Annotated in this window: 17 protein-coding genes; 11 read left to right on the forward strand and 6 right to left on the reverse strand. The window is 72.8% G+C overall.

The window, feature by feature from the left end:
* Window positions 1–591: 591 nt before the first annotated feature.
* Complete coding sequence (locus ACFY5B_RS21635) at window positions 592–1,899, reverse strand: PHB depolymerase family esterase (protein ID WP_389971642.1); 1,308 nt, start codon at window positions 1,897–1,899, stop codon at window positions 592–594.
* A 376-nt stretch (window positions 1,900–2,275) separates the two neighbouring features.
* On the opposite strand from ACFY5B_RS21635, the gene ACFY5B_RS21640 reads away from it, so the two are divergent.
* The gene (locus ACFY5B_RS21640; protein WP_389971524.1) at window positions 2,276–3,064 is read left to right on the forward strand and encodes a pectate lyase; all 789 of its coding nucleotides are present in this window, start codon (window positions 2,276–2,278) and stop codon (window positions 3,062–3,064) included.
* A 75-nt stretch (window positions 3,065–3,139) separates the two neighbouring features.
* On the opposite strand, the gene ACFY5B_RS21645 is transcribed toward ACFY5B_RS21640, so the two are convergent.
* Complete coding sequence (locus tag ACFY5B_RS21645) at window positions 3,140–3,898, reverse strand: PaaX family transcriptional regulator C-terminal domain-containing protein (protein ID WP_389971526.1); 759 nt, start codon at window positions 3,896–3,898, stop codon at window positions 3,140–3,142.
* A 75-nt stretch (window positions 3,899–3,973) separates the two neighbouring features.
* Here ACFY5B_RS21645 and ACFY5B_RS21650 point away from each other — a divergent pair, with 75 nt between their 5' ends.
* Window positions 3,974–5,653, forward strand: a complete 1,680-nt coding sequence (locus tag ACFY5B_RS21650) for a DNA alkylation response protein (RefSeq protein ID WP_389971528.1) — start codon at window positions 3,974–3,976, stop codon at window positions 5,651–5,653.
* Window positions 5,654–5,888: 235 nt separating this feature from the next.
* Window positions 5,889–8,009, forward strand: coding sequence for a HEAT repeat domain-containing protein (locus ACFY5B_RS21655; protein WP_389971644.1), 2,121 nt, complete (start codon window positions 5,889–5,891; stop codon window positions 8,007–8,009).
* 259 nt (window positions 8,010–8,268) lie between these two features.
* On the opposite strand, the gene ACFY5B_RS21660 is transcribed toward ACFY5B_RS21655, so the two are convergent.
* Window positions 8,269–8,853: a hypothetical protein gene (locus ACFY5B_RS21660; protein ID WP_389971530.1), complete on the reverse strand. Its 585-nt coding sequence runs from the start codon at window positions 8,851–8,853 to the stop codon at window positions 8,269–8,271.
* A gap of 213 nt (window positions 8,854–9,066) precedes the next feature.
* On the opposite strand from ACFY5B_RS21660, the gene ACFY5B_RS21665 reads away from it, so the two are divergent.
* From ACFY5B_RS21665 to ACFY5B_RS21680, 4 genes are all read left to right on the forward strand, one after another.
* Window positions 9,067–10,224: a WD40/YVTN/BNR-like repeat-containing protein gene (locus ACFY5B_RS21665; protein ID WP_389971532.1), complete on the forward strand. Its 1,158-nt coding sequence runs from the start codon at window positions 9,067–9,069 to the stop codon at window positions 10,222–10,224.
* Between the two features lie 115 nt (window positions 10,225–10,339).
* Window positions 10,340–11,017: a uracil-DNA glycosylase gene (locus ACFY5B_RS21670; protein WP_389971534.1), complete on the forward strand. Its 678-nt coding sequence runs from the start codon at window positions 10,340–10,342 to the stop codon at window positions 11,015–11,017.
* On the forward strand, window positions 11,014–12,000 hold the full coding sequence (locus ACFY5B_RS21675) for an N-acetylglucosamine kinase (RefSeq protein WP_389971536.1): 987 nt from the start codon (window positions 11,014–11,016) through the stop codon (window positions 11,998–12,000). The genes ACFY5B_RS21670 and ACFY5B_RS21675 overlap by 4 nt, the downstream gene beginning before the upstream one ends.
* 110 nt (window positions 12,001–12,110) lie before the next feature.
* Window positions 12,111–13,034: a sirohydrochlorin chelatase gene (locus ACFY5B_RS21680; protein ID WP_389971538.1), complete on the forward strand. Its 924-nt coding sequence runs from the start codon at window positions 12,111–12,113 to the stop codon at window positions 13,032–13,034.
* Between the two features lie 101 nt (window positions 13,035–13,135).
* Here ACFY5B_RS21680 and ACFY5B_RS21685 read toward each other — a convergent pair whose 3' ends face one another.
* Both ACFY5B_RS21685 and ACFY5B_RS21690 read right to left on the reverse strand, forming a co-directional pair.
* Window positions 13,136–14,161: a lactonase family protein gene (locus ACFY5B_RS21685; RefSeq protein WP_389971540.1), complete on the reverse strand. Its 1,026-nt coding sequence runs from the start codon at window positions 14,159–14,161 to the stop codon at window positions 13,136–13,138.
* A gap of 159 nt (window positions 14,162–14,320) precedes the next feature.
* Window positions 14,321–15,811, reverse strand: a complete 1,491-nt coding sequence (locus ACFY5B_RS21690; protein ID WP_389971542.1) for an FUSC family protein — start codon at window positions 15,809–15,811, stop codon at window positions 14,321–14,323.
* Window positions 15,812–16,009: 198 nt separating this feature from the next.
* Between ACFY5B_RS21690 and ACFY5B_RS21695 the strand changes: the two genes are divergently transcribed.
* From ACFY5B_RS21695 to ACFY5B_RS21705, 3 genes are all read left to right on the forward strand, one after another.
* Complete coding sequence (locus ACFY5B_RS21695) at window positions 16,010–16,486, forward strand: Lrp/AsnC family transcriptional regulator (RefSeq protein ID WP_031111300.1); 477 nt, start codon at window positions 16,010–16,012, stop codon at window positions 16,484–16,486.
* Between the two features lie 19 nt (window positions 16,487–16,505).
* Complete coding sequence (locus ACFY5B_RS21700; protein ID WP_389971544.1) at window positions 16,506–17,201, forward strand: HAD family hydrolase; 696 nt, start codon at window positions 16,506–16,508, stop codon at window positions 17,199–17,201.
* Between the two features lie 131 nt (window positions 17,202–17,332).
* Window positions 17,333–18,097 (forward strand): DUF4142 domain-containing protein, encoded by a 765-nt coding sequence (locus ACFY5B_RS21705; protein WP_389971546.1) that lies wholly within the window; start codon window positions 17,333–17,335, stop codon window positions 18,095–18,097.
* Window positions 18,098–18,344: 247 nt separating this feature from the next.
* Here the strand turns inward: ACFY5B_RS21705 and ACFY5B_RS21710 are convergent, their stop codons facing one another.
* On the reverse strand, window positions 18,345–19,127 hold the full coding sequence (locus tag ACFY5B_RS21710; protein ID WP_389971548.1) for a LysR family transcriptional regulator substrate-binding protein: 783 nt from the start codon (window positions 19,125–19,127) through the stop codon (window positions 18,345–18,347).
* Window positions 19,128–19,185: 58 nt separating this feature from the next.
* On the opposite strand from ACFY5B_RS21710, the gene ACFY5B_RS21715 reads away from it, so the two are divergent.
* A complete protein-coding gene (locus ACFY5B_RS21715; protein WP_389971550.1) occupies window positions 19,186–19,569 on the forward strand; it encodes a DUF5997 family protein in 384 nt (127 codons plus the stop codon).
* Window positions 19,570–19,768: the final 199 nt, after the last annotated feature.

Consider the following 19,768-nt stretch of genomic DNA (forward strand, 5'->3'; position numbering starts at 1 on the left):
GTTGATGTCATGGCCGAACACACCGCCATTCTGAGTGATGACGATGATGCGGTTACCCATCGTCACCACAAACCGGTCCACAGATCCGTTGAATGCGACGGGGAATGGAGCGGAGACGGACATGATCCGTCACCTCCTGTGCTGTCTGCCTGAAAATGCGACCAGCGCTGCAGTTGCCCTGATCCCCCGACGGCATCGCTCCGCCAAAATCATGTGAGACACGGGACGTACCGGGGGCCGTCCGTAAGGGTCCGCGGTTTCGACTCGGGTGCCGCCAGACGAGGTGCCTGCGCTGGCGGTGTTCGCCGGCGCGCCCCGGGCAGCCTGCAATCCCTGGCATGAACTGCGGGACTTCTGTGCCTCTACGATACTTCCGCCCCGCGTACTCGGCACATCCGACGGGGTGGTGGGCCGCCACGACCCACCAGGGCACCGTCGTTCGGGTCAGCTGTGCGGTTCGATCACGTGGTTCCAAACGGTCTCGCGGTTACGGCACCTCTGAGCCGGCCGGTCCGGTCAGGTCTGTCTCATCCGGCCGTCCGATCCGACCTGTCCGGCCCGGCCGTCCGGTCCGGCACCCGACCAGATACGTCAACCGGTCACGCAAGCCGTCCCGTTGAGCGTGAACGCGGCCGGAGCGGCACTGTTGCCGGCGTGAGAGGCCTGGTAGCCGAAGCTCACGGCGGCGCCCGGCGCGATGGTGCCGTTGTACGAGACGTTGGTGGCGGTGACCGACCCGGACGACGGCGCGTACGTGGCACCCCAGCCGCCCGTGACCGTCTGCCCGGCGGGCAGCGTGAAGCCGAGCTTCCAGCCGTTGACGGTCGTCGTGCCCGTGTTGGTGAGGGTCACGGAGGCGGTCAGCCCGGTGTTCCAGGCATTCACCGAGACCTTCACCCGGCAGGCGCCGGGCTGGGGTTGAGGAGCAGGGCCGGAGCCGTCCAGGCCGAAGAAGGTGAGCACGCGGGACGCCATGCCCTGGGCGTACAGGTTGTGGCCGACGCCCTGGAGACTGATCGCCTCCACGGGAGCCCGGTCCCCCGTGCCTCCGTAGCGGGTGCGGGTCCAGCCGGACTGGGGCGTGTCGGTGGCGGTGGGCGTCTGGCTCACGCCTTGCACGTTCGTCCACTGCTTGATCTGCTCGCCGAAGTTGGGGTAGCGCAGGACGTCGTCCTCGGTGCCGTGCCAGATCTGCATGCGGGGCCGGGGTCCGGTGTAGCCGGGATACGCGCCCCGGGCGAGATCGCCCCAGTCCTTCGCGGTGCGGGTGACCGTGCCGCCCGAGCAGGCGCTGTTCCACTCGGAGCCGTCGGTGGTGGCGAAGCAGCCGAACGGGACGCCCGAGAAGGCGGCGCCCGCCGCGAACACGTCCGGGTAGTCCCCGAGCAGGACGTTCGTCATCATCGCGCCGGAGGAGATGCCGGTGGCGAACACCCGGCCGGTGTCGGCGTCGTAGGTGCGGGTGACCCAGTCGATCATCGACTTGACGCCGACGGGGTCGCTGCCTCCACCGCGGCGCAGTGCCTGGGGCGAGGAGACGTCGAAGCACTTGCTGCTGCGGGTGACGGACGGGTACAGCACGATGAATCCGTACCGGTCGGCGAGCGTGTCGTACTCGGTGCCGTTGTACATGTCCGGGCCCGAGCCGGTGCACCAGTGCACAGCCACGACGACCGCCGGCTTCGGGGTCACGTTCTCCGGTACGTACAGGTACATCCGCAGGTTGCTGGGGTTGGTACCGAAGTTCGTGACCTCGGTGAGGGCCGCGGCGGGTACGGCCCCCTTACGGGCTGAGCCGGGGGCGGAGCCGCGGGTGGGCTGGTCCGCGGCGGCCGCGGGAGCGGTGAGCGCGGTGGCCGCGACCAACGGCAACAGCGCGGCGACCAGCGCGAGGAGCATCGACCGCAGGGGTCTCCTCGACTTGAGGTGGGGGGTGGCAGGCACGTCCGGGTTCCTTCCGTCGTGGGAGGCGTCCGTCCCGGCATGGTGGCATGGACATGGCCCCCATGGAAGCGCTCCCACGCGTCGCCCCCCTGACCAGCGCCGACCGAATCCGTTCTGTGCGAGGCGTTGACTAGAAAGCGCTTGCCCCCTACGTTCCGTTCAGCAGTGTGACCCACTGACGCGAAATGGGCCGCCCACAGCGCGTATGGCGAACAGAGTGGAGAACATCATTCACATACGTGTTCTCCTGGCTGCTGAAAACTCCGACGGGACGCACAACCACCGGAAGGCCCTGACCCCCATCCACCCCCACGACAGAAGGACTCGGGACATGACTTCTGCGACACGTCCGCGCGCCCGCAGGCGCGCGATGACCGGCACGCTGGCCGCACTCGGCCTCTCGGTTGGCATGATCATGACTGTCAACGCGCCCACTGCGAGCGCCGCCACCTGGCCGACCCCCAACGGCAGCCAGGGGACCTCCTCCACCATCTCCGTGTCCGGCACCAAGGACTACGGGATGAAGCGGTACTACGGCACCGGCGCCCTGGCCGGTGACGGCCAGGAGGAGGGTCAGGACCCGATCTTCAAGCTCGCCGACGGCGCGGTGCTGAAGAACGTCATCCTCGGCGCCCCCGCGGCCGACGGCATCCACTGCGAGGGCAGTTGCACGCTGCAGAACGTCTGGTGGGAGGACGTCGGCGAGGACGCCGCCACCTTCCGCGGTGGCAACGGCGCCACCTACCAGGTGATCGGCGGCGGCGCGAAGAAGGCGGCGGACAAGGTCTTCCAGCACAACGGCGGCGGCACCCTGACCATCTCCAATTTCGCGGTACAGGAGTTCAAGACGCTGTACCGCTCCTGCGGTGACTGCTCCACGCAGTACACCCGCAAGGTCAACCTCAACACCATCGACGTGACCGGCACCGGCTCCACCGCGCGGCTCGTCGGCATCAACGTCAACCGCAACGACGTGGCGACGCTGCGGAACATCACAATCCGCAACGACTCCGGCCGCAAGGTCGTCCCCTGCCAGAAGTACAACAACAACACCGCCGTCGGATCCGGTCCCGACAGCAAGAACTGCCTCTACTCCACCTCGGACATCACCTACAGGTAGCCCGGGCAGACAGTCCCCCCACGGTGAAGGCGGCCGTGCGCGGCGTCCGGCGGACGCTGCGCACGGCCGTCCGCGTCATGTCCCGCGCACACGCGCGCGTACCGCCCCGACCAGCTCCCGCTGGTAGGCGGTGTAGGCGGCGCGCAGTTCGGCGCCGGGCCAGTCGGCGGGCAGGAGTCCGGGCGGCAGCACGGGGTCGGCGAGCAGGTGCCGTACGACGGCGGCGAAGGCCGTCAGGCGGTCGGCCGGTCGGGGCGAGCCGGCGATGTGGGCGAGCAGCGCCCGGGCGGTGGCCGACCAGGCGTCCAACGGCCAAAGGTTTTCGGCCAGTTCGCCGGAGGGGCGGTCGGGGCGGGCCGTGTAGCGCTGGACGACCTGGCCCAGGTCGCCGGGGAGAGCACGGGTGAGGTTGTCGGGCCGGAGCCAGACGCCTTCGCGGAGTTCGGCGAGCCGGAGGGCGGTCAGCCGCGTGCGCAGCTCGGCACGTTCGGCCGGGCCGCGTCCGGTCGCGGTGATCACGACCATCTCCCAGTCGCCGTCCCACGCGCGCGTGCGCGGCCGCACGGCGTCGTCCTGGCGGCGCTGACGCTCCAGCAGCCGGTCGCTCAGGCGGTAACCGCCGTCCGTGCGCCGCACATCTCCGGCGGCCGTCATCCGGCTGAGCGCCGCCCGCAGGGTGGAGCCGCCGACGTCGAAGCCCTCCACGAGCCGCAGCAGCTCCCTGACCGGCAGTTCCGGGGGATGCGTGCCGAGGAGCAGGCTCAGGACGACCGACCGCGCGGAGAGCGGGCGCAGATCGAGCGCGCCGGGCGGCGCCGGGACGTTCATCGGCATGGCCACGTACTGTACGCCGCCGATTTCCGTGTTGCAGGATTGCTGCGGTCGTTGCCATGGTGCAACACTCGAGGCATGGTCTCGACACTGGACGAACAGCCGTCGTACGGCGGGCCCGCCACGCACGACGTCACCAACCAGGCCCCACCCCTCACCCCCTACGACGCCTCCGTCGACACGGCCCTGCTGGAGGGGCTGCGGCGGGAGGGCGCCGGGTGGGCCGAGGAGGACCTGCGGCGGCTCGGAAGGCAGGCCGGCAGCGCCCAGGCCCAGGAGTGGGCCGACCTGGCCAATCGGCACGAGCCGGAGCTGCGCACACACGACCGGTACGGCAACCGCGTCGACGAGGTGGAGTTCCACCCCAGCTGGCACCACCTGATGCGCACGGCGATCGGGGAGGGACTGGCCGCATCGCCCTGGGCGGACGACCGCCCCGGCGCTCATGTCGTCAGGACCGCGGGCGGACTGGTGTGGGGGCACACCGAGGCCGGGCACGGCTGCCCCACGTCCATGACCTACGCCGCCGTCCCCGCGCTGCGCAGGCAGCCGGAGCTGGCGAAACTCTACGAGCCGTTGCTGACGAGCCGGGAGTACGACCCGGCCCTGCGGGAGCCCGCGGAGAAGCGCGGACTGCTCGCGGGCATGGGGATGACCGAGAAGCAGGGCGGCTCCGACGTCCGGACGAACACCACGGCGGCCACACCGTCGGCCGAGCCGGGGGTGTACACGCTGCGCGGGCACAAGTGGTTCACCTCGGCGCCGATGTGCGACGTGTTCCTCGTCCTGGCACAGGCCCCGGGCGGGCTGTCGTGCTTCCTGGTGCCGCGCGTCCTGCCCGACGGGACCCGCAACACCTTCCGCATCCAGCGGTTGAAGGACAAGCTGGGCAACCGGTCCAACGCCTCCTCCGAGCCCGAGTTCGACGGGACGGTGGCCTGGCTGGTCGGCCCCGAGGGGCAGGGTGTGAAGACCATCATCGAGATGGTCAACTGCACGCGGCTGGACTGCGTGATGATGTCGGCCGCGCTGATGCGCAAGTCCCTCGTCGAGGCCGGACACCACGCTCGCCACCGCAGCGCGTTCGGCGCACGGCTCGTGGACCAGCCACTGATGCGCAACGTTCTCGCCGATCTCGCGTTGGAGTCCGAGGCCGCCACGACGCTCACCCTGCGGCTGGCGGGGGCGGCCGACCGGGCGATCCGCGGGGACGACGTGGACGGGTCCGAGGCCGCGTTCCGCCGGATCGCCACCGCCGTCGGCAAGTACTGGGTGACCAAACGGGGCCCCGCCTTCACCGCGGAGGCACTGGAGTGCCTCGGCGGCAACGGTTACGTCGAGGACTCTGGGATGCCCCGGCATTACCGCGAGGCTCCCCTGCTGTCGATCTGGGAGGGGTCGGGGAACGTCAACGCGCTCGACGTGCTGCGGGCACTGAGCCGCGAACCGGGCACCGCCGAGGCCCTGTTCGGCGAGCTCGCCCTCGCCCGGGGAGCGGACGCCCGCCTGGACTCGGCCGTGACGCGGCTCAAGACGGGTCTGTCCGAGGCGTCACCGACCACGGCTCGCCGTCTCGTGGAGCAGATGGCGCTGGTCCTCCAGGCCTCCCTCCTCGTCCGGCACGCCCCGGCGGCCGTCGCCGACGCGTTCTGCGCGACCCGGCTCGGGGGCGACTGGGGGCACGCGTTCGGGACGCTGCCCCAGACGGCGGGTCTGGACACGATCGTGGAGCGGGCGCTGCCCGGCGGCGGGGGCTGAGACGCCGGGGGCCGGGCGGGCCGGCCGAGAGGACGACCGGCCCGGGCGGGACAACGGGCCAGGCGGGCCGGCCGAGGCGGAGCCGGCCGAGGCGGACAACCGGCCAGGGCGGGGCCGACTCGAACTCAAGCCATCGTGCGCACAGTTCGCGCACAGTCATCTCCCGATTCCGCTTCGTTGTCAGTGCCGTGGTGCAGACTCCCCGTCGGTGGCACTTCGTCTGGGGGAGGACAACGTGTTCAGGGGGATGGACGAGGTCGACCGGGCCTCGCTGCGCCACGCGTACGGCAGCGCGGAGGACGTGCCCGGATTACTGCGGGGGCTGGCCTCCTCGGACCCGGCCGAGCGACAGACCGCGCTCGACGGGATGTACGGCGCCGTGCACCACCAGGACGACGACGTCCACGACTCGGCGCTCGCCTGTGTTCCGTTTCTCCTCGCGCTCGCCGGCCGCGAGGAGGTGCGGGACCGGGCGGGGGTGGTGGAGCTCCTCGTCAGCATCGGGGACATCGCCGGTGCCCGGGACGACCGTGCGGCAGAGGCGCGGGACATCCTGCGCGCGCGTGCCGACGTCTTCGTCCGTCTCGCGGGGGACCCGGACGCCGCGGTGCGACGGGTGGTCCCGGGCGCGCTGGTGCGGTACGTGGACCAACCGGCGCGGGTGCTCGCCCTGTTGCGGGAGCGGATCGTCGTGGAGCGGGACGACCGGGTCCTGCTCGCTCTCGCGGAGAGCCTCGGCCTGTTCGCGCAGCGCCACCGCCCGGCCGAGAAGGCCCACACGGCCGAGAAGGCCCACACGGCCGAGAAGGCTCACACGGCCGAGAAGGCCCACGCGGCCGAGAAGGCTCACACGGCCGACGGGGGTCACACGGCCGAGGCGGTGCGCCTGCTGACCGAGCTGAGCGGGCCGCCTTACGGCCCCGGTCTCCGGCTCGCCGCCCTCGGCCAGCTCGCGGGATGCGCCCCGGACCTGCTCCCCGCCGATCTCGTACCGACCGTCGTCGGACTGCTCAGAGACCGATCAGAGAGGCGGTCCCGGACGGGGCGCCCGGACGACCGTCCCGGTCCGGACACGCTCGCCGCCCGGCTGCGGCGGCTGCGCCCCTCGGACGAGGAGGGCTCCCGGCTGCTGCGGACCCTGCACTCCGCGCTCGGCAGCCGGGTCGCCGACCGTGTCGCCCTGCTGTGCGGGCAGTTGACCAGCCCGGATCCCCTCGACCGGTGCAACGGCGTGTGGATGTCGGCCGGACTCTTCCGTGAACGGCGCACCGGCCACGCGGAGCCGGTCGCCCTCATCGGCAACCAGCTCGGCTCGGCGGAAGGCCGGTTGCACGACGCGGCGGTCACGGTCCTGCTGGAGCTCTCCGAGCTGGCCGCGCCCGCCGCCGACCATCTCCACGCGTTGGTGACGTACCGTCCGGAGCTGCGTATACGGCATGGGGAGCGGGGTACGCCGACCCTGGGCGGTCCGCTCAAGGCACTGGCCGGGACGGGGGACGCGCGGGCCACGCCGGTACTGGCCGAGGTGCTGGCGGGTCCGGTCGTACCTCACGATCTGGGGCTGGCCGTACCCCACCTGGGCCGCGCGGCCGCGCCGCTCGTCCCCGCGCTGCGGCGGCGGCTCGCCCGCGTGCCGCTCGACGCGTCCGACATCTGCGAACGGGCCGTTCCCCTGCTGTCGGCCCTCGCCGCACTGGGCGACGACGCCTCCATACCCGCCGTGTTGCGTCTGCTGCGCGGCATGCCGGACGGGCTGCGGCGGCGCGACGCCGTCACGGAGGCGGCGGTTCGTGCCCTCGGCGCGTTCGGCGGCGCCGCACGCGAAGCGGTACCGGATCTGCGCGCACTGCTGGAGGGCGACTGCGCGATCCCGGCGGCGGACGCGCTGTGGTCGATCACGGGAGACGCGCATGCCGTGTTGCCCGTGCTGCTCCGCGCGTTGACGGACACATTGCCAGGCACGGACAGCGGCCGCCGGCGCCGTGCGGCGGCCGTACTGGGGCGGCTGGGCCCGGCCGCTCGCCCGGCCCTGCCCGGGCTGCGTGAGCTGGCCGACCGCGGTGACGCGCCGGCCCGGGCCGCCGCCGCCTGTGCGGTGTGGCGGGCGACGGGGGGACCGGAACGGTTCCTCCCCGTCCTCCGCTCGGTGTGGAGGGACCACCCGCGCACGCGCGCAACGATCGCCGAGTGCGTCTCGGCACTGGGACCGTCGGGAGCGCCTCTGCACGACCTGCTCCGAGCGGAGCTCGCCTCCCCCCTCCGGCATCGCACCGACGCCGGAGGCAACGGCATACGCGAGGACCTGACGCTGCTCCGGGTGTGCGGTCGGGCGCTGGCCGGAGCGGGACACCGGTAGGGCCGACGCCCGCGGGTGGCCGGACAAGTCCGCCGACAGGTCCGACGCCCGCGGAGGGGCCGGACGGGCCTCCCGGCAGGGCCGGTGCGGAGGGGCCGGACGGGCCTCCCGGCAAGGCCGGTGCGGAGGGGCCGGCAGGCTCCCGGCAAGGCCGGTGCGGAGGGGCCGGACGGGCCTCCCGGCAAGGCCGTGCAGAGGGGCCGGACAGGGCTCCCGGCAAGGCCGGTGTGGAGGGGCCGGGCGGGGCGCCCACACGGCCTCACCCCGTCGTGCGCCCCCACATGGGGCCGAAGCGGGCCCACTCCGCGTCCCACTGGTCGATGCGGCGACGCTCCAGGCGGCCGCGAAGGGCACGGCCGGCGACCAGGGGGACGGCCGCGACGCAGAGGCCAGTCGCGCCACCGATCAGGGAGGCCCGTACACGGGCCTGGGACTCGGTGACGGGCCGGGTGACCTGACGGCCCTCGGGATCCGTCCACACGGTGACCGGCGCACCGGCTGCGCTGCCCACCGGGACCCGCAGCTGGCCGGAGTGCTCCGACCCGTCCGCGGCGGTCCACCGCGCCGTCGCCCACACCGTCTCGGTGCGGGACACACGGCCGTTCTCGGAGGCCGCCCCGGGGGCGCGCTCGGCGAGCCGTGCCACCAGGGGGCGCCACTCGGCGCGTTCCCGGGCCAGTCCGTCCTCGACGGAACGGCTCACCGTCGTCCCGGCGAGCAGCCCGACGAACACGGTGAGCATCCACACGCCCAGGACGACCCAGGCCTCCACCCGGTCCCCACGGCGCTTGAGCGGATTGCGCCGCCAGCGCCACAGCCACACCTTCGGACCACGTAACGCCATCGAAGGCCTCCTCCTCACGAGCCCACGACCATTCCGCCGCTCTCCCCATACGGACGGCGGCCCCTGGATGCTCACTGCACCTACCCGGCGTGACGGTCTCCACGGTCCCCCGCCCCGTCGAGCGCCCGGCCGGGGCGGCCCGCTCAACCCCGCGCCCGCCTCCGCCGACACCCCGCTGACCTGGGGCGCAGCCCGCTCCGGAGGTGACTGTCAGTGGTCGGGTGCAGACTGGCCGGTGTTCGGGACGAGGGCGTCAACGACGACGCCGCGGAGGTGATCGGCATGACCGAGGTACTGCTCGCCGTGGGCACGCGCAAAGGCCTGTTCATCGGGCGCCGGCGAGGCGGTGAGGCCTGGGAGTTCGACGAGAGCCCCTACTTCAACGCACAGGCCGTGTACTCGGTCGCCCTCGACACCCGGGCCGGGACCCCGCGGCTGCTGGTGGGCGGCGACAGCGCGCACTGGGGCCCTTCCGTGTTCCACTCCGACGACCTCGGCCGGACCTGGACCGAACCGGCCCGCCCCGCGGTGAAGTTCCCCAAGGACACGGGGGCGTCCCTGGAGCGGGTGTGGCAGCTGCACCCTGCCGCCGCCGAGCCGGACGTGGTGTACGCGGGTACCGAGCCGGCCGCGCTGTACCGCTCGGAGGACCGCGGGGAGACGTTCGAGCTGGTCCGGCCCCTGTGGGAGCACCCCACGCGCTCGAAGTGGGTGCCGGGCGGCGGCGGGGAGGGCCTGCACACCGTGCTCACCGACCGGCGCGACCCGAAGGCGGTGACGGTCGCCGTCTCGACCGCCGGTGTGTTCCGCACCCTGGACGGCGGCGCGAGCTGGGCACCTTCCAACTCGGGTGTCTCGGCGGTGTTCCTGCCCGACCCGAACCCGGAGTTCGGCCAGTGCGTGCACAAGGTCGCGCGGGACGCGGCCACCCCGGACCGGCTGTACCTGCAGAACCACTGGGGCGTGTACCGCAGCGACGACGCCGGTGCGCACTGGACGGACATCGGCGAGGGCCTGCCGTCCACGTTCGGCTTCGCCGCGGCGGCGCATCCGCACCGGGGCGACACGGCGTACGTGTTCCCGATCAACGCCGACGCCGACCGGGTCCCGGCCGACCACCGGTGCCGGGTCTACCGGACGACGGACGCGGGCAAGAGCTGGGAGCCCCTCTCCACGGGCCTGCCTCAGGAGGACCACTACGGCACGGTGCTGCGCGACGCGATGTGCACGGACGACGCCGACCCCGCGGGCATCTACTTCGGCAACCGCAACGGCGAGGTGTTCGCGTCGGCCGACGACGGCGACAGCTGGCAGCAGCTCGCCTCGCACCTGCCGGACGTACTGTGCGTGCGGGCCGCGCTCGTCGGCTGAGGCGAGCACGAGGACGGGGGCCGAGGTAGAGCAAGAGGCCGGGGGGGGCGAGGGTGCACACAGGCGTTGGCCACCGGTTGATCGCCGCTGTCCGTACGGCAGTAGGGTGACGCCCGTGGCACCACGACCTCTGCATGAAATCGTCGAAGCGGGCTGGGCGAAGGCCCTGGAACCGGTGGCCGAACGCGTCGCCGCGATGGGGGACTTCCTCCGCTCGGAGATCGCCGCGGGACGCACCTACCTCCCGGCGGGGCCGAACGTTCTGCGGGCCTTCCAGCAGCCCTTCGACGACGTACGCGTCCTGATCGTCGGTCAGGACCCGTACCCCACTCCGGGGCACGCGGTGGGGCTGTCGTTCTCGGTGGCGCCCGAGGTGCGGCCGCTGCCCGGCAGCCTCATCAACATCTACCGTGAGCTGCACGCCGACCTGGGGCTCCCCCAGCCGTCCAACGGTGACCTCACGCCGTGGACGCGGCAGGGCGTGCTGCTGCTCAACAGGGCCCTGACCACCGCCCCGCGCAAGCCCGCCGCCCACCGCGGCAAGGGCTGGGAGGAGGTCACGGAGCAGGCCATCCGGGCCCTGGCGGCGCGCGGCAAGCCGCTGGTGTCCATCCTGTGGGGCCGTGACGCCCGCAATCTACGCCCGCTCCTCGGCGACCTGCCCTCCGTCGAATCCGCCCACCCCTCCCCCATGTCGGCCGACCGGGGCTTCTTCGGTTCGCGCCCGTTCAGCCGGGCCAACGACCTGCTGATCCGCCAGGGCGGCCAACCGGTGGACTGGCGCCTGCCATGACCGGGGCGTCGGAGGGTTCCGGGTTTCTCGCCGTGGACTCCGGCGGCTCCGGACTGCGGGCCGTGATCGGAACCGCCGAGCGCGGCCCGCTGGCCCGCCGGGCGTCCGGTGAACCGGTGCGCACGGGCGAGCGGGGCATCGATCCCGAGCACTTCATGGCGCAACTCGTGCCGTTGGTGGGCGCGTTGACAGCGGAGGCGGGAGCGGTGCCGCTGACCACCGTCGCCGTCGGCGCGGCAGGGATGGCCTCCCTGGGGGACGGGCTGCGCGCCGAACTGCCCGGTGCCCTGGCCCGGGAGTGGGGGGTGCGCCGGGTCGCACTGGCCGCCGATGCCGTGACCGCCTACGTGGGCGCGCTCGGGCCGCGCCCCGGTGCCGTGATCGCCGGCGGCACGGGGCTGATCGCGGTGGGCACCGACCTGACCGGCTGGCGGCGCGCGGACGGCTGGGGGCATCTGCTCGGCGACTGCGGAGGCGGTGCCTGGATCGGCCGGGCCGGTCTCGAGGCCGCGCTGCGCGCCCACGACGGTCGCCAGGACGGCTCGGCCCGCCTGCTGGCCTGCGCCGAGGAGCGGTTCGGGCCCGTCGCGGGGCTGCCCGGCGCGCTGTATCCCCGTCCCGACCGGCCCGCCGTGCTCGCCTCCTTCGCACCACATGTGGCCGCCTGCGCGGACGAGGATCCCGTGGCCGCGGGCATCCTGCGTACCGCCGCCCGGCACATGGCGGACTCCGCGGCGGCCGTGTGTCCCTCCGGCGGTGAGGCGCGCGTCGCCGTCACCGGCGGCCTGTTCGAGCTGGGCGACCCGCTGCTGGGGCCCCTGGACGAAGAACTGGCCCGGCGGCTCCCACGGGCGCGGCGGGTACCGGCCGAGGGCGATCCCCTGCACGGGTCGGTGCGCATCGCGGCCGAACTGAGCAGCGGTTCCCTCACGCTGCCGCGTGACGAGAAGATGCTGTCGGTGACCGTCCGTTCGGGTGATTGATCCGATCGCGTCCGATCCGTACGTAACTCAATAGACAAAACGGGACGGATACCGCTCACCTGCACCCTCCCCGAACAGAGGAACCCAGGAAGCCAGTAACATGCGGCGCCATGAGTTCCCCCACTGGGCCCGCGGATGGCCTGCCCGTACGAATGCCGCGCCCCCGCCAGCCCGGACGGCACCGCCGTCCCGAGCCGCTGGTTGCTCCCGAGGGCGCGCCCGCGCTCGTCCTCGCCGTGCCGGGGACGCCCAGTAACACCACGCGCAGCCTCGCCGAAGAGGTCGTGAGCATCGCCCGCTCCGAGCTGCCCGGCCTCGACGCCCGCATCGGTTACCTCGATGGGGACAACGCGGAGTTTCCCTCACTGCAGGCCGTGCTCGTGCACGCGGCCGAGGAGCGCACGGCCCGTTTCGAGCAGGCCCGTGCCGCCGGCATGGACGTCAAGATGCCCGACGGCCCCGTCGCCGTCGTCGTGCCGCTGCTCGCAGGCCCGGACGGTTCGCTGCTGCGCCAGGTCCGCCAGGCCCTCATGGAGAGCCGTGTCGCCGCCGAGCTGACCGACGTCCTCGGCCCGCACCCGCTGCTCGCCGAGGCGCTGCACGTGCGGCTGTCCGAGGCCGGTCTGGCCCGAGCGGACCGTGCCCGGCTGTTCACCGTGGCGACCGCCGCGGACGGCATCATCCTCGCTTCGGTGGGTGGTGACGAGGCCGTGCAGGCGGCAGGCATCACCGGCATGCTGCTCGCCGCGCGTCTCGCCGTGCCGGTGATGGCCGCGGCGCTGGACCAGGAGGGCTCCATCGCGTCCGTCGCCGAGCAGCTGCGCTCCTCGGGCTCTCAGCAGCTGGCGCTCGCTCCGTACCTGATCGGCCCGGAGATCGAGCAGGTCCTGCTCGAGGAGGCCACGAGGGAGGCCGGGTGCTCCGCCGCCGAGCCGCTCGGCCCGTACCCGGCGATCGGCAAGCTCGCCCTGGCCAAGTACACGACGGCGCTCGGAATCGCGCCGCAGCAGGCGCAGGGCACGCCCGTGCGCTGACACCAGGCGCCGCGCACGACACCGAGAAGGCCCGCTCCGGTTCGGAGCGGGCCTTCTTCGTCGGGGGTGCGGCAGGGTGCGGGCGGCTTGGTGACTCCTGCTCAGCCGAGGGTCACGTACGACGCCGCCGTCACCCTGATCGAGCCGCCTCGTCGCGGGAGGCCCGTGAGCGGGTCGACCGCGAACCAGGTCACGTCGCCGGAGCGCTCGTTGGCGACGTACAGGAAGCCGTCGTCGGCGGTGAGGGCACGCGGCCAGTGGCCGCCGCAGGGCACCGTGGCGACGAGCCGCAGCCCTTCGCCCTCGACGGTGAGCACGGACAGGACGTCCTCGCCACGGGTGGCGGTCCAGACGAAGCGTCCGTCGCGTGAGACGGCGATGCCCGACGGGTAGGCGTCGCGCGCCGGTGCACCGGGCAGAACCGGGGTTTCGGACAGCGGCGTCAGGGCGCCTTCCGCCGCGTCCCAGCGGCATACGGTGACGGAGGGACTCAGTTCGTTGACGACGTACGCGTGGCTGCCGTCCGGGTGGAAGGCCAGGTGGCGCGGCCCCGAGCCGGGGCGCAGGGCGGTCTCCCGGTGCAGGACCAGGGCCCCGTCCGTCAGCGTGCACACCCGCACCGAGTCCGTGCCGAGGTCCACGCTGACGACCCAGCGGCCGCTGGGGTCGGGCTGCACCTGGTGGGCGTGCGGCCCCTGCTGGCGAGGGGTGTGCGGACCGGCGCCGCTGTGCCGGAGCACGCGGGACGCGGACCGCGCGAGCGTGCCGTCGGGGCGGAGGGGTACTGCGGTGACGCTGCCGGAGCCGTAGTTGGCGGTCAGGACGTGCCCGGCGTACAGGCTGAGGTGGGTCGGGCCGCTGCCGTCGACCGGGACGGGCCGCCCGGCCGGCTCGGGCTTGTCCCCGTCCACCCGGTACGCGGCCACCGCGCCCTCGGCGGTCTCACTGACCGCGTACAGCATCTCCCCGTCCTGCGAGAGTGTCAGGCAGGAGGGGTCCGGGACGGCGTTCACGCTGCTCAGGACGGTCAGCGCGCCGGTGCCGGTGTCGACCTCCGCCGTCACGATGCCGGGACCGCCGGCCGCCGTGAACGACCCGATGAACGCCCGCCGCCTGCCGTCCGTCACCGCTGTCCCCTCTCGTCCGCGCGGCCGGGTGGACCGCGCAGCCGATCATGCGCGGTCTAGACCAAGCGGTCAAGGGTGCGTCGCCCGGTCGGACCCGGGCCCGGCGGAGCGGACGTCGGTACCCGGCCGGCGCAGGGCCGCGCACGTCCTCACGGTCCCTCAGGCGCCCACCAGCGGTGAGCCCGACGGGGTGCGCAGGGGGCGGGCCAGACCGGCCAGGGCTCGCTCCAGGCCGTGCAGATGGGCCAGGGCGGGTTCCGCGTGGGGCGGGCCGTCCGCGTCGACCGCGATCTCCCTGCCCTCGGTGAGGGCCTCCACAGCGGCCTCCACCCGCCGGCAGGCCGTGGCGAGACGGGCGTCGTGGGAGGCCTCCGGGTCCGCCGCGACGGCGACCAGACCACGGATCTCGCGGGCGCAGTCGTCGAGGAGGTCCAGCACGTGCCGGGCCCGCCGCTTGCGGCCGAGCATCGGGTTCAGCGGGTGCACGAGCGGGGCGACCGAGAGCCGCACCCGGGTGAGGAGCTGCTCCAGCTCCGCCACCCGCGGGGCCGGGTCGGCGTCCGCCACGCCCGCCAGGCGCCGGGCGGTCTCGACGGCGCAGGCATGCACGCAGCGCAGGGCCCGCCGGATCCAGGCGTCGGTGACGCTGTGGGTGGTCACGGGCAGGACGAGGACCACGGCCAGGGCGGCGCCGAGCGCCCCGACACCGGTCTCGGCGAGCCGCAGGGCGAGCAGGCCGGGGCCGAGCACGCCGAGGAGGCCGTAGAGCAGTCCGGCGAGGAGGGTGACCCAGAGCATCATCCACGTGTAGGACACGGCGGCGGTGTAGAAGATGCCGAACACGCAGACGGCGGCCAGCGCGGCCGTGACGACCGGGTCGCCGTGCACGGGCACGGCCACGAGTAGACCGAGGGCGATGCCGATGACCGTGCCGAGCAGCCGCCGGAAGCCGCGGACCAGGGTCTCGCCGCGCGAGGTGGTGTTGACGAAGATCCACCAGGTGGCGCCGACGGCCCAGTACCAGCGCTGCCCGGACACCAGCTGGCCCACGACGAGGGCGAAGCCGGCCCCGGCGGTGGCCTGGATCGCCTGGCGGGTGGTCACCCGGGCCAGCCCGGTGCCGCCCGGCGGAACGGGCACGGCCGGCGGGGGGAGACGGCGCTCGTAGCACCAGAGGCCGAAACGCACCGCGGCGGCGGCGAGGACCGACAGCAGGACCGCGGCGTACAGCTGGGGCAGCTGGCCGGTGGTGGCGTGCAGGAACTGCGCCACGAAGAAGGTCATGAACGCGAACACGCCGAGACTGTGCCCGCGCGGGCCCCAGCGACGGGCGTAGACGCCCGCGCCGACGACGGCGAGGAAGGTGAGGTCCCTGGCCACCGGGTGGTCGTGCAGCTCCGCCGCGGCGGTGAGTACGGGCAGGCCGACCGCGGGCAGCAGGGCGGTCGTGACGGCCTGCCCGCGGACCGTGGCGTCGGTGACGGTGAACAGGGCGAGCAGGGCGGCGAGGCCGCCGGTGACGGCACCCGCGAGGGAATGCCCGGCGAGGCCGCACACGGCGACCGCGAGCGCGATGCCGAGCACGGCACGCGCAGCGAACCGCAGCCGCGTCCGCCCCGGATCCGGAGCCATGAACACGCTCTTCAGCACCGCTTACCGCCCCTCTCGCACGACCGGCCATGAGCACGCATGAAAAAGGCGCCGCGGGGTCCGCAGCGCCATCGACGGGTCCATATCAGCATCCCGGGGGCCAGTGGCTCAACCGGCACCTTTTAGACTGGGCCATTGGTGCAGTCCGAGCGACCGATGAACGGCCGCGGCAGAGCCAACGGACGAGGAGGAGGCGCCATGCCCGTGGACGAGCTCGACACCCGCATCCTGCGGCTGCTGCTGGAGCAGCCGCGTACCAGCGTGCGCGAGTACGCCCGGATCCTGGGCGTCGCCCGGGGCACCCTCCAGGCCCGGCTCGACCGGCTGGAGCGCGACGGCGTGATCACCGGCACGGCACCGGCCCTCTCCCCCGCCGCGCTCGGGCATCCCGTGCTCGCCTTCGTCCACATCGAGGTCACCCAGGGTCATCTCGACGAGGTGGGTGACGCTCTGGCGGCGGTGCCGGAGATCGTGGAGGCGTTCTCGATCACGGGGGGCGGGGATCTGCTGGCCCGGGTGGTGGCCCGGGACAACGCACATCTGGAGGACGTCGTCCAGAAGCTGATCAGCATGCCCGGGGTGGTGCGCACCCGTACCGAGGTCGCCCTGCGCGAGCGCGTGTCCCACCGCATGCTGCCGCTGGTGGAGTCCATCGGGCGGTCGGCCCGCGGGTGATCTTTGAGAGCATGGCGGCATGAGCAGGCTCCGCGGAATGTCAGTCATCTTCGATCTCGACGGAACACTCGTGGACAGCGAGCCGAACTACTACGAGGCGGGCCGCCGGACGCTCGCCGAGTACGGCGTCGCGGACTTCACCTGGGCGGACCACGAGCGGTACGTCGGCATCAGCACGCAGGAGACGGTCGCGGACTGGAAGGACCGCTACGACCTGCCCGCCTCGGTCGGGGAACTGCTCGCCGTGAAGAACCGCCACTACCTGGAGTTGGCGCGCAGTGCCACGCGCGCCTACCCGGAGATGCGCGCGTTCGTCGAGCTGCTGGCCACCGAGGGCGTGCCCATGGCCGTGGCCTCGGGCTCGTCGCCGGAGGCCATCGCGGCGGTGCTGACCGGAACCGGGCTGGACGCGCGCCTGCACACCGTGGTCTCCGCCGACGAGGTTGCGCACGGCAAGCCGGCTCCGGACGTCTTCCTGGAGGCGGCCCGCAGGCTCGGCGCGGCCCCGTCCGACTGTGTCGTGCTGGAGGACGCCGCTCCGGGCGCCGCCGCCGCGCACGCGGCCGGTATGCGCTGCATCGCGGTCCCGTACGTCCCGGCCCAGGCGGACGCACCGGAGTTCGCCACCGCGGGCCTGCTCCTGCCGGGTGGCCAGGAGCAGTTCACGGCACGGTCGGCGTACGACTGGCTGATCGGTTCGGCCGACCTGTCCTGATCTGGTCTCTCCCGTCCCGTACACGGACCAAGGCGTGCGGGCTCCGCGAACTTTTTTGCGGCAGGGGTGATTGTTTCGCCCGCGGCGTCCGTACCTCTCGGTGTTGGGCCGTTCATATCCCAGGAGGCACGATGCGCATCTCGCGCAGCACGGCAGGAACCGCGTTCGTGGGCGGTGCGTTGATCCTTACGCTCACCGCGCTCGCCTACCCGAGCATGCTGGGCGTGGAGAACGCCGCTTCCGGCCAGGACCGCATCATCGCCAACACCCAGTGGGGTCCGCTGACCGAGGCGGACCGCGACTTCGTGGTGCGCGTGCGCGCGGCCGGACTGTGGGAGTACCCGCTGGGGCAGCTGATCAAGCAGCGGAGCACGTCGCCGGAGATGCAGGAAGTCTCCAAGCACCTGCTCGTGGGACACGGCCGGCTCGACGCGGGCTGCCGCAAGATATCCACGGACCTCGGCATCACCCTGCCGAACGAGCCGTCGCCACAGCAGCAGCAGTTCGTGGCGACGGCCGAAGGCAGCACCGGCAAGGAGTTCGAGTCGACGGCCGTGACCATCATGCGCGTCGCGCACGGGGGCATCTTCCCGACGATCGCCAAGATCCGGGCGACCACCCGGAACAGCCTCGTGCGGGAGCTCGCCGACACGACCAACGACACCGTGCTCGACCACATCACGGTGCTGGAGAAGACCGGCCTGATCAACCAGGAGCAGGTCAGCTTCCAGATCACCGCTCCGCCCAAGCTGCCCCAGGAGCAGACGACACCGCCGCCGCCGCAGCAGGGTGCGCCGGTTCGCGTGCTGCCGATCCCCGAGGACCTGAAGGACTTCCAGACGGTCGCCCCCAATCCGTCCTACGGGGCGCCGGCGCCTTCTCCGTCGGCCGGCTGAGCGGATACGGGTACGCGTGCGGGGCTGCGGTCCGTCCGCCGCCTCGCACCGCGAACCACGGCTGACGCGGTATCAGAACGACGGCTGACGCGGGCACCCACGAACCACGGCCGGTTCGGGCACCACGAACGACGGCAGGCCCTGGTACTACGAGCGGCGGCCGGTTCGGGCACCACGAACGACGGCAGGCCCTGGCGCCACGAACCACGGCCGGTTCGGGCACCACGAACGACGGCAGGCCCTGGTACTACGAGCGGCGGCGGGGTTTGCCGCGCTTGTTGCCCTTGGGTGTGCCGCTCCCGCTCTTCCCCGTGCGCTTCGCCCCCGCCGACTTGCCGGCCGCCGACTTGCCGGGCACCGGCTTTCGCTGGGCGCCGCCCCGGGTCGCGTCCGTGGACCGGGCCCGTGCCGGGGGCTGCTGGCGCCCCCGCGTGCTGTTGACCGTGCGGCCGCGGACGATGCCGATGAAGTCCTCGACCTGGTCCGTCTTCGCGTCCTCGGGCCAGGAGAGGGCCACGCTGGACTCGGGAGCGTCCGTGAGGGGCCGGTGGGTGAGGTCCTTGCGGTGGTGCAGACGGGCGAGCGACAGCGGGACCACGAGGACGCCGATGCCGGCTGCGACGAGTTCGACGGCGTCGGCGGTGGTGGCGGGCCGTTCTAGGGCGGGACGCCCGGGGAGGGTCTCCCACTCGAGGACGTCGTCGAGCGGGTGCAGCACGATGTCGTCGGCCAGGTCCTCCGGCGCCACCTCGTCGACGGCCGTGACCAGGTGGTCCTTGGGCACCACGACGACCGTCTGCTCGGTGTAGAGGGGAATCGCGCTGAAGACCGTCCGGTCCACCGGCGTGCGGACGAGGCCCGCGTCGGCGTCCCCGCCCAGCAGCCGCTCGGCCACCTCCCCTGCGGGCACCTGCGTGAGAACCAGCGGGACGTCGGGCTGCCGCTCGTTCCAGATGCGCACCCACTTGTCGGGCATCACTCCGGGGACGTAGGCGAGCCGGAACGAGGGGGTTGCATCCGAGCCTGTCACCTCGCCAGGTTACCGGGCGTGGTCAGGGGTCGTGCACACGCTCGATACCCTGGGAGCCATGACGTCGCACCAGAGCACCCAGACGATGAAGCCCGCGACAGCGGCGAAGAAACTGGGTGTGTACCTCGAGGCCACACCCGCCGAGTTCCAGGAGGGCGTCGTTTCGCGCGCCGAGCTGAACGAGCTCCAGGCGAACCCCCCGCAGTGGCTGCAGGACCTGCGGCGCAACGGCCCGCACCCCCGCCCGGTGGTCGCCGCCAAGCTCGGCGTCTCCATCGCCGGCCTCGCCCGCGCGGGCGTCACCGAGCCCCTCACCACCGAGCAGATCGAGGCGCTGAAGCAGGAAGGCCCCGAGTGGCTGGAGCGGGAGCGCACCACCCAGGCAGAGGTCCGCAAGGAAGCGGCGCGGATCAAGAAGAAGAACGCCGAGCGCCAGGCCTGACCCGAGGACCCCTGACTTTTCGGACGGCCCCCACCGGATGATCCGGTGGGGGCCGTCGCCGTTCTCCCCGTGTCCCGGGCGTCGTGTGACGTCGGTGAAATCTTTCGGCCATGTCTTGACATGGCGCGGAAACGATCCGTAGCTTGGCCGATCATTTAGATTCGTGAAGCGGGTTCACGAATATGAACGGAGAACCACC

It is taken from the genome of Streptomyces sp. NPDC013187, from assembly GCF_042899705.1.
In the GTDB taxonomy this organism is placed as follows: Bacteria; Actinomycetota; Actinomycetes; order Streptomycetales; family Streptomycetaceae; genus Streptomyces; species Streptomyces hawaiiensis_A.

Excerpts from the sequence above, each read along its gene's own strand:
- ACFY5B_RS21635 (WP_389971642.1), bottom strand. The coding sequence starts at position 1,899 with ATGCTCCTCGCGCTGGTCGCCGCGCTGTTGCCGTTGGTCGCGGCCACC.
- ACFY5B_RS21640 (WP_389971524.1), top strand. The coding sequence starts at position 2,276 with ATGACTTCTGCGACACGTCCGCGCGCCCGCAGGCGCGCGATGACCGGC.
- ACFY5B_RS21645 (WP_389971526.1), bottom strand. The coding sequence starts at position 3,898 with ATGCCGATGAACGTCCCGGCGCCGCCCGGCGCGCTCGATCTGCGCCCG.
- ACFY5B_RS21650 (WP_389971528.1), top strand. The coding sequence starts at position 3,974 with ATGGTCTCGACACTGGACGAACAGCCGTCGTACGGCGGGCCCGCCACG.
- ACFY5B_RS21660 (WP_389971530.1), bottom strand. The coding sequence starts at position 8,853 with ATGGCGTTACGTGGTCCGAAGGTGTGGCTGTGGCGCTGGCGGCGCAAT.
- ACFY5B_RS21675 (WP_389971536.1), top strand. The coding sequence starts at position 11,014 with ATGACCGGGGCGTCGGAGGGTTCCGGGTTTCTCGCCGTGGACTCCGGC.
- ACFY5B_RS21680 (WP_389971538.1), top strand. The coding sequence starts at position 12,111 with ATGAGTTCCCCCACTGGGCCCGCGGATGGCCTGCCCGTACGAATGCCG.
- ACFY5B_RS21695 (WP_031111300.1), top strand. The coding sequence starts at position 16,010 with ATGCCCGTGGACGAGCTCGACACCCGCATCCTGCGGCTGCTGCTGGAG.
- ACFY5B_RS21700 (WP_389971544.1), top strand. The coding sequence starts at position 16,506 with ATGAGCAGGCTCCGCGGAATGTCAGTCATCTTCGATCTCGACGGAACA.
- ACFY5B_RS21705 (WP_389971546.1), top strand. The coding sequence starts at position 17,333 with ATGCGCATCTCGCGCAGCACGGCAGGAACCGCGTTCGTGGGCGGTGCG.
- ACFY5B_RS21715 (WP_389971550.1), top strand. The coding sequence starts at position 19,186 with ATGACGTCGCACCAGAGCACCCAGACGATGAAGCCCGCGACAGCGGCG.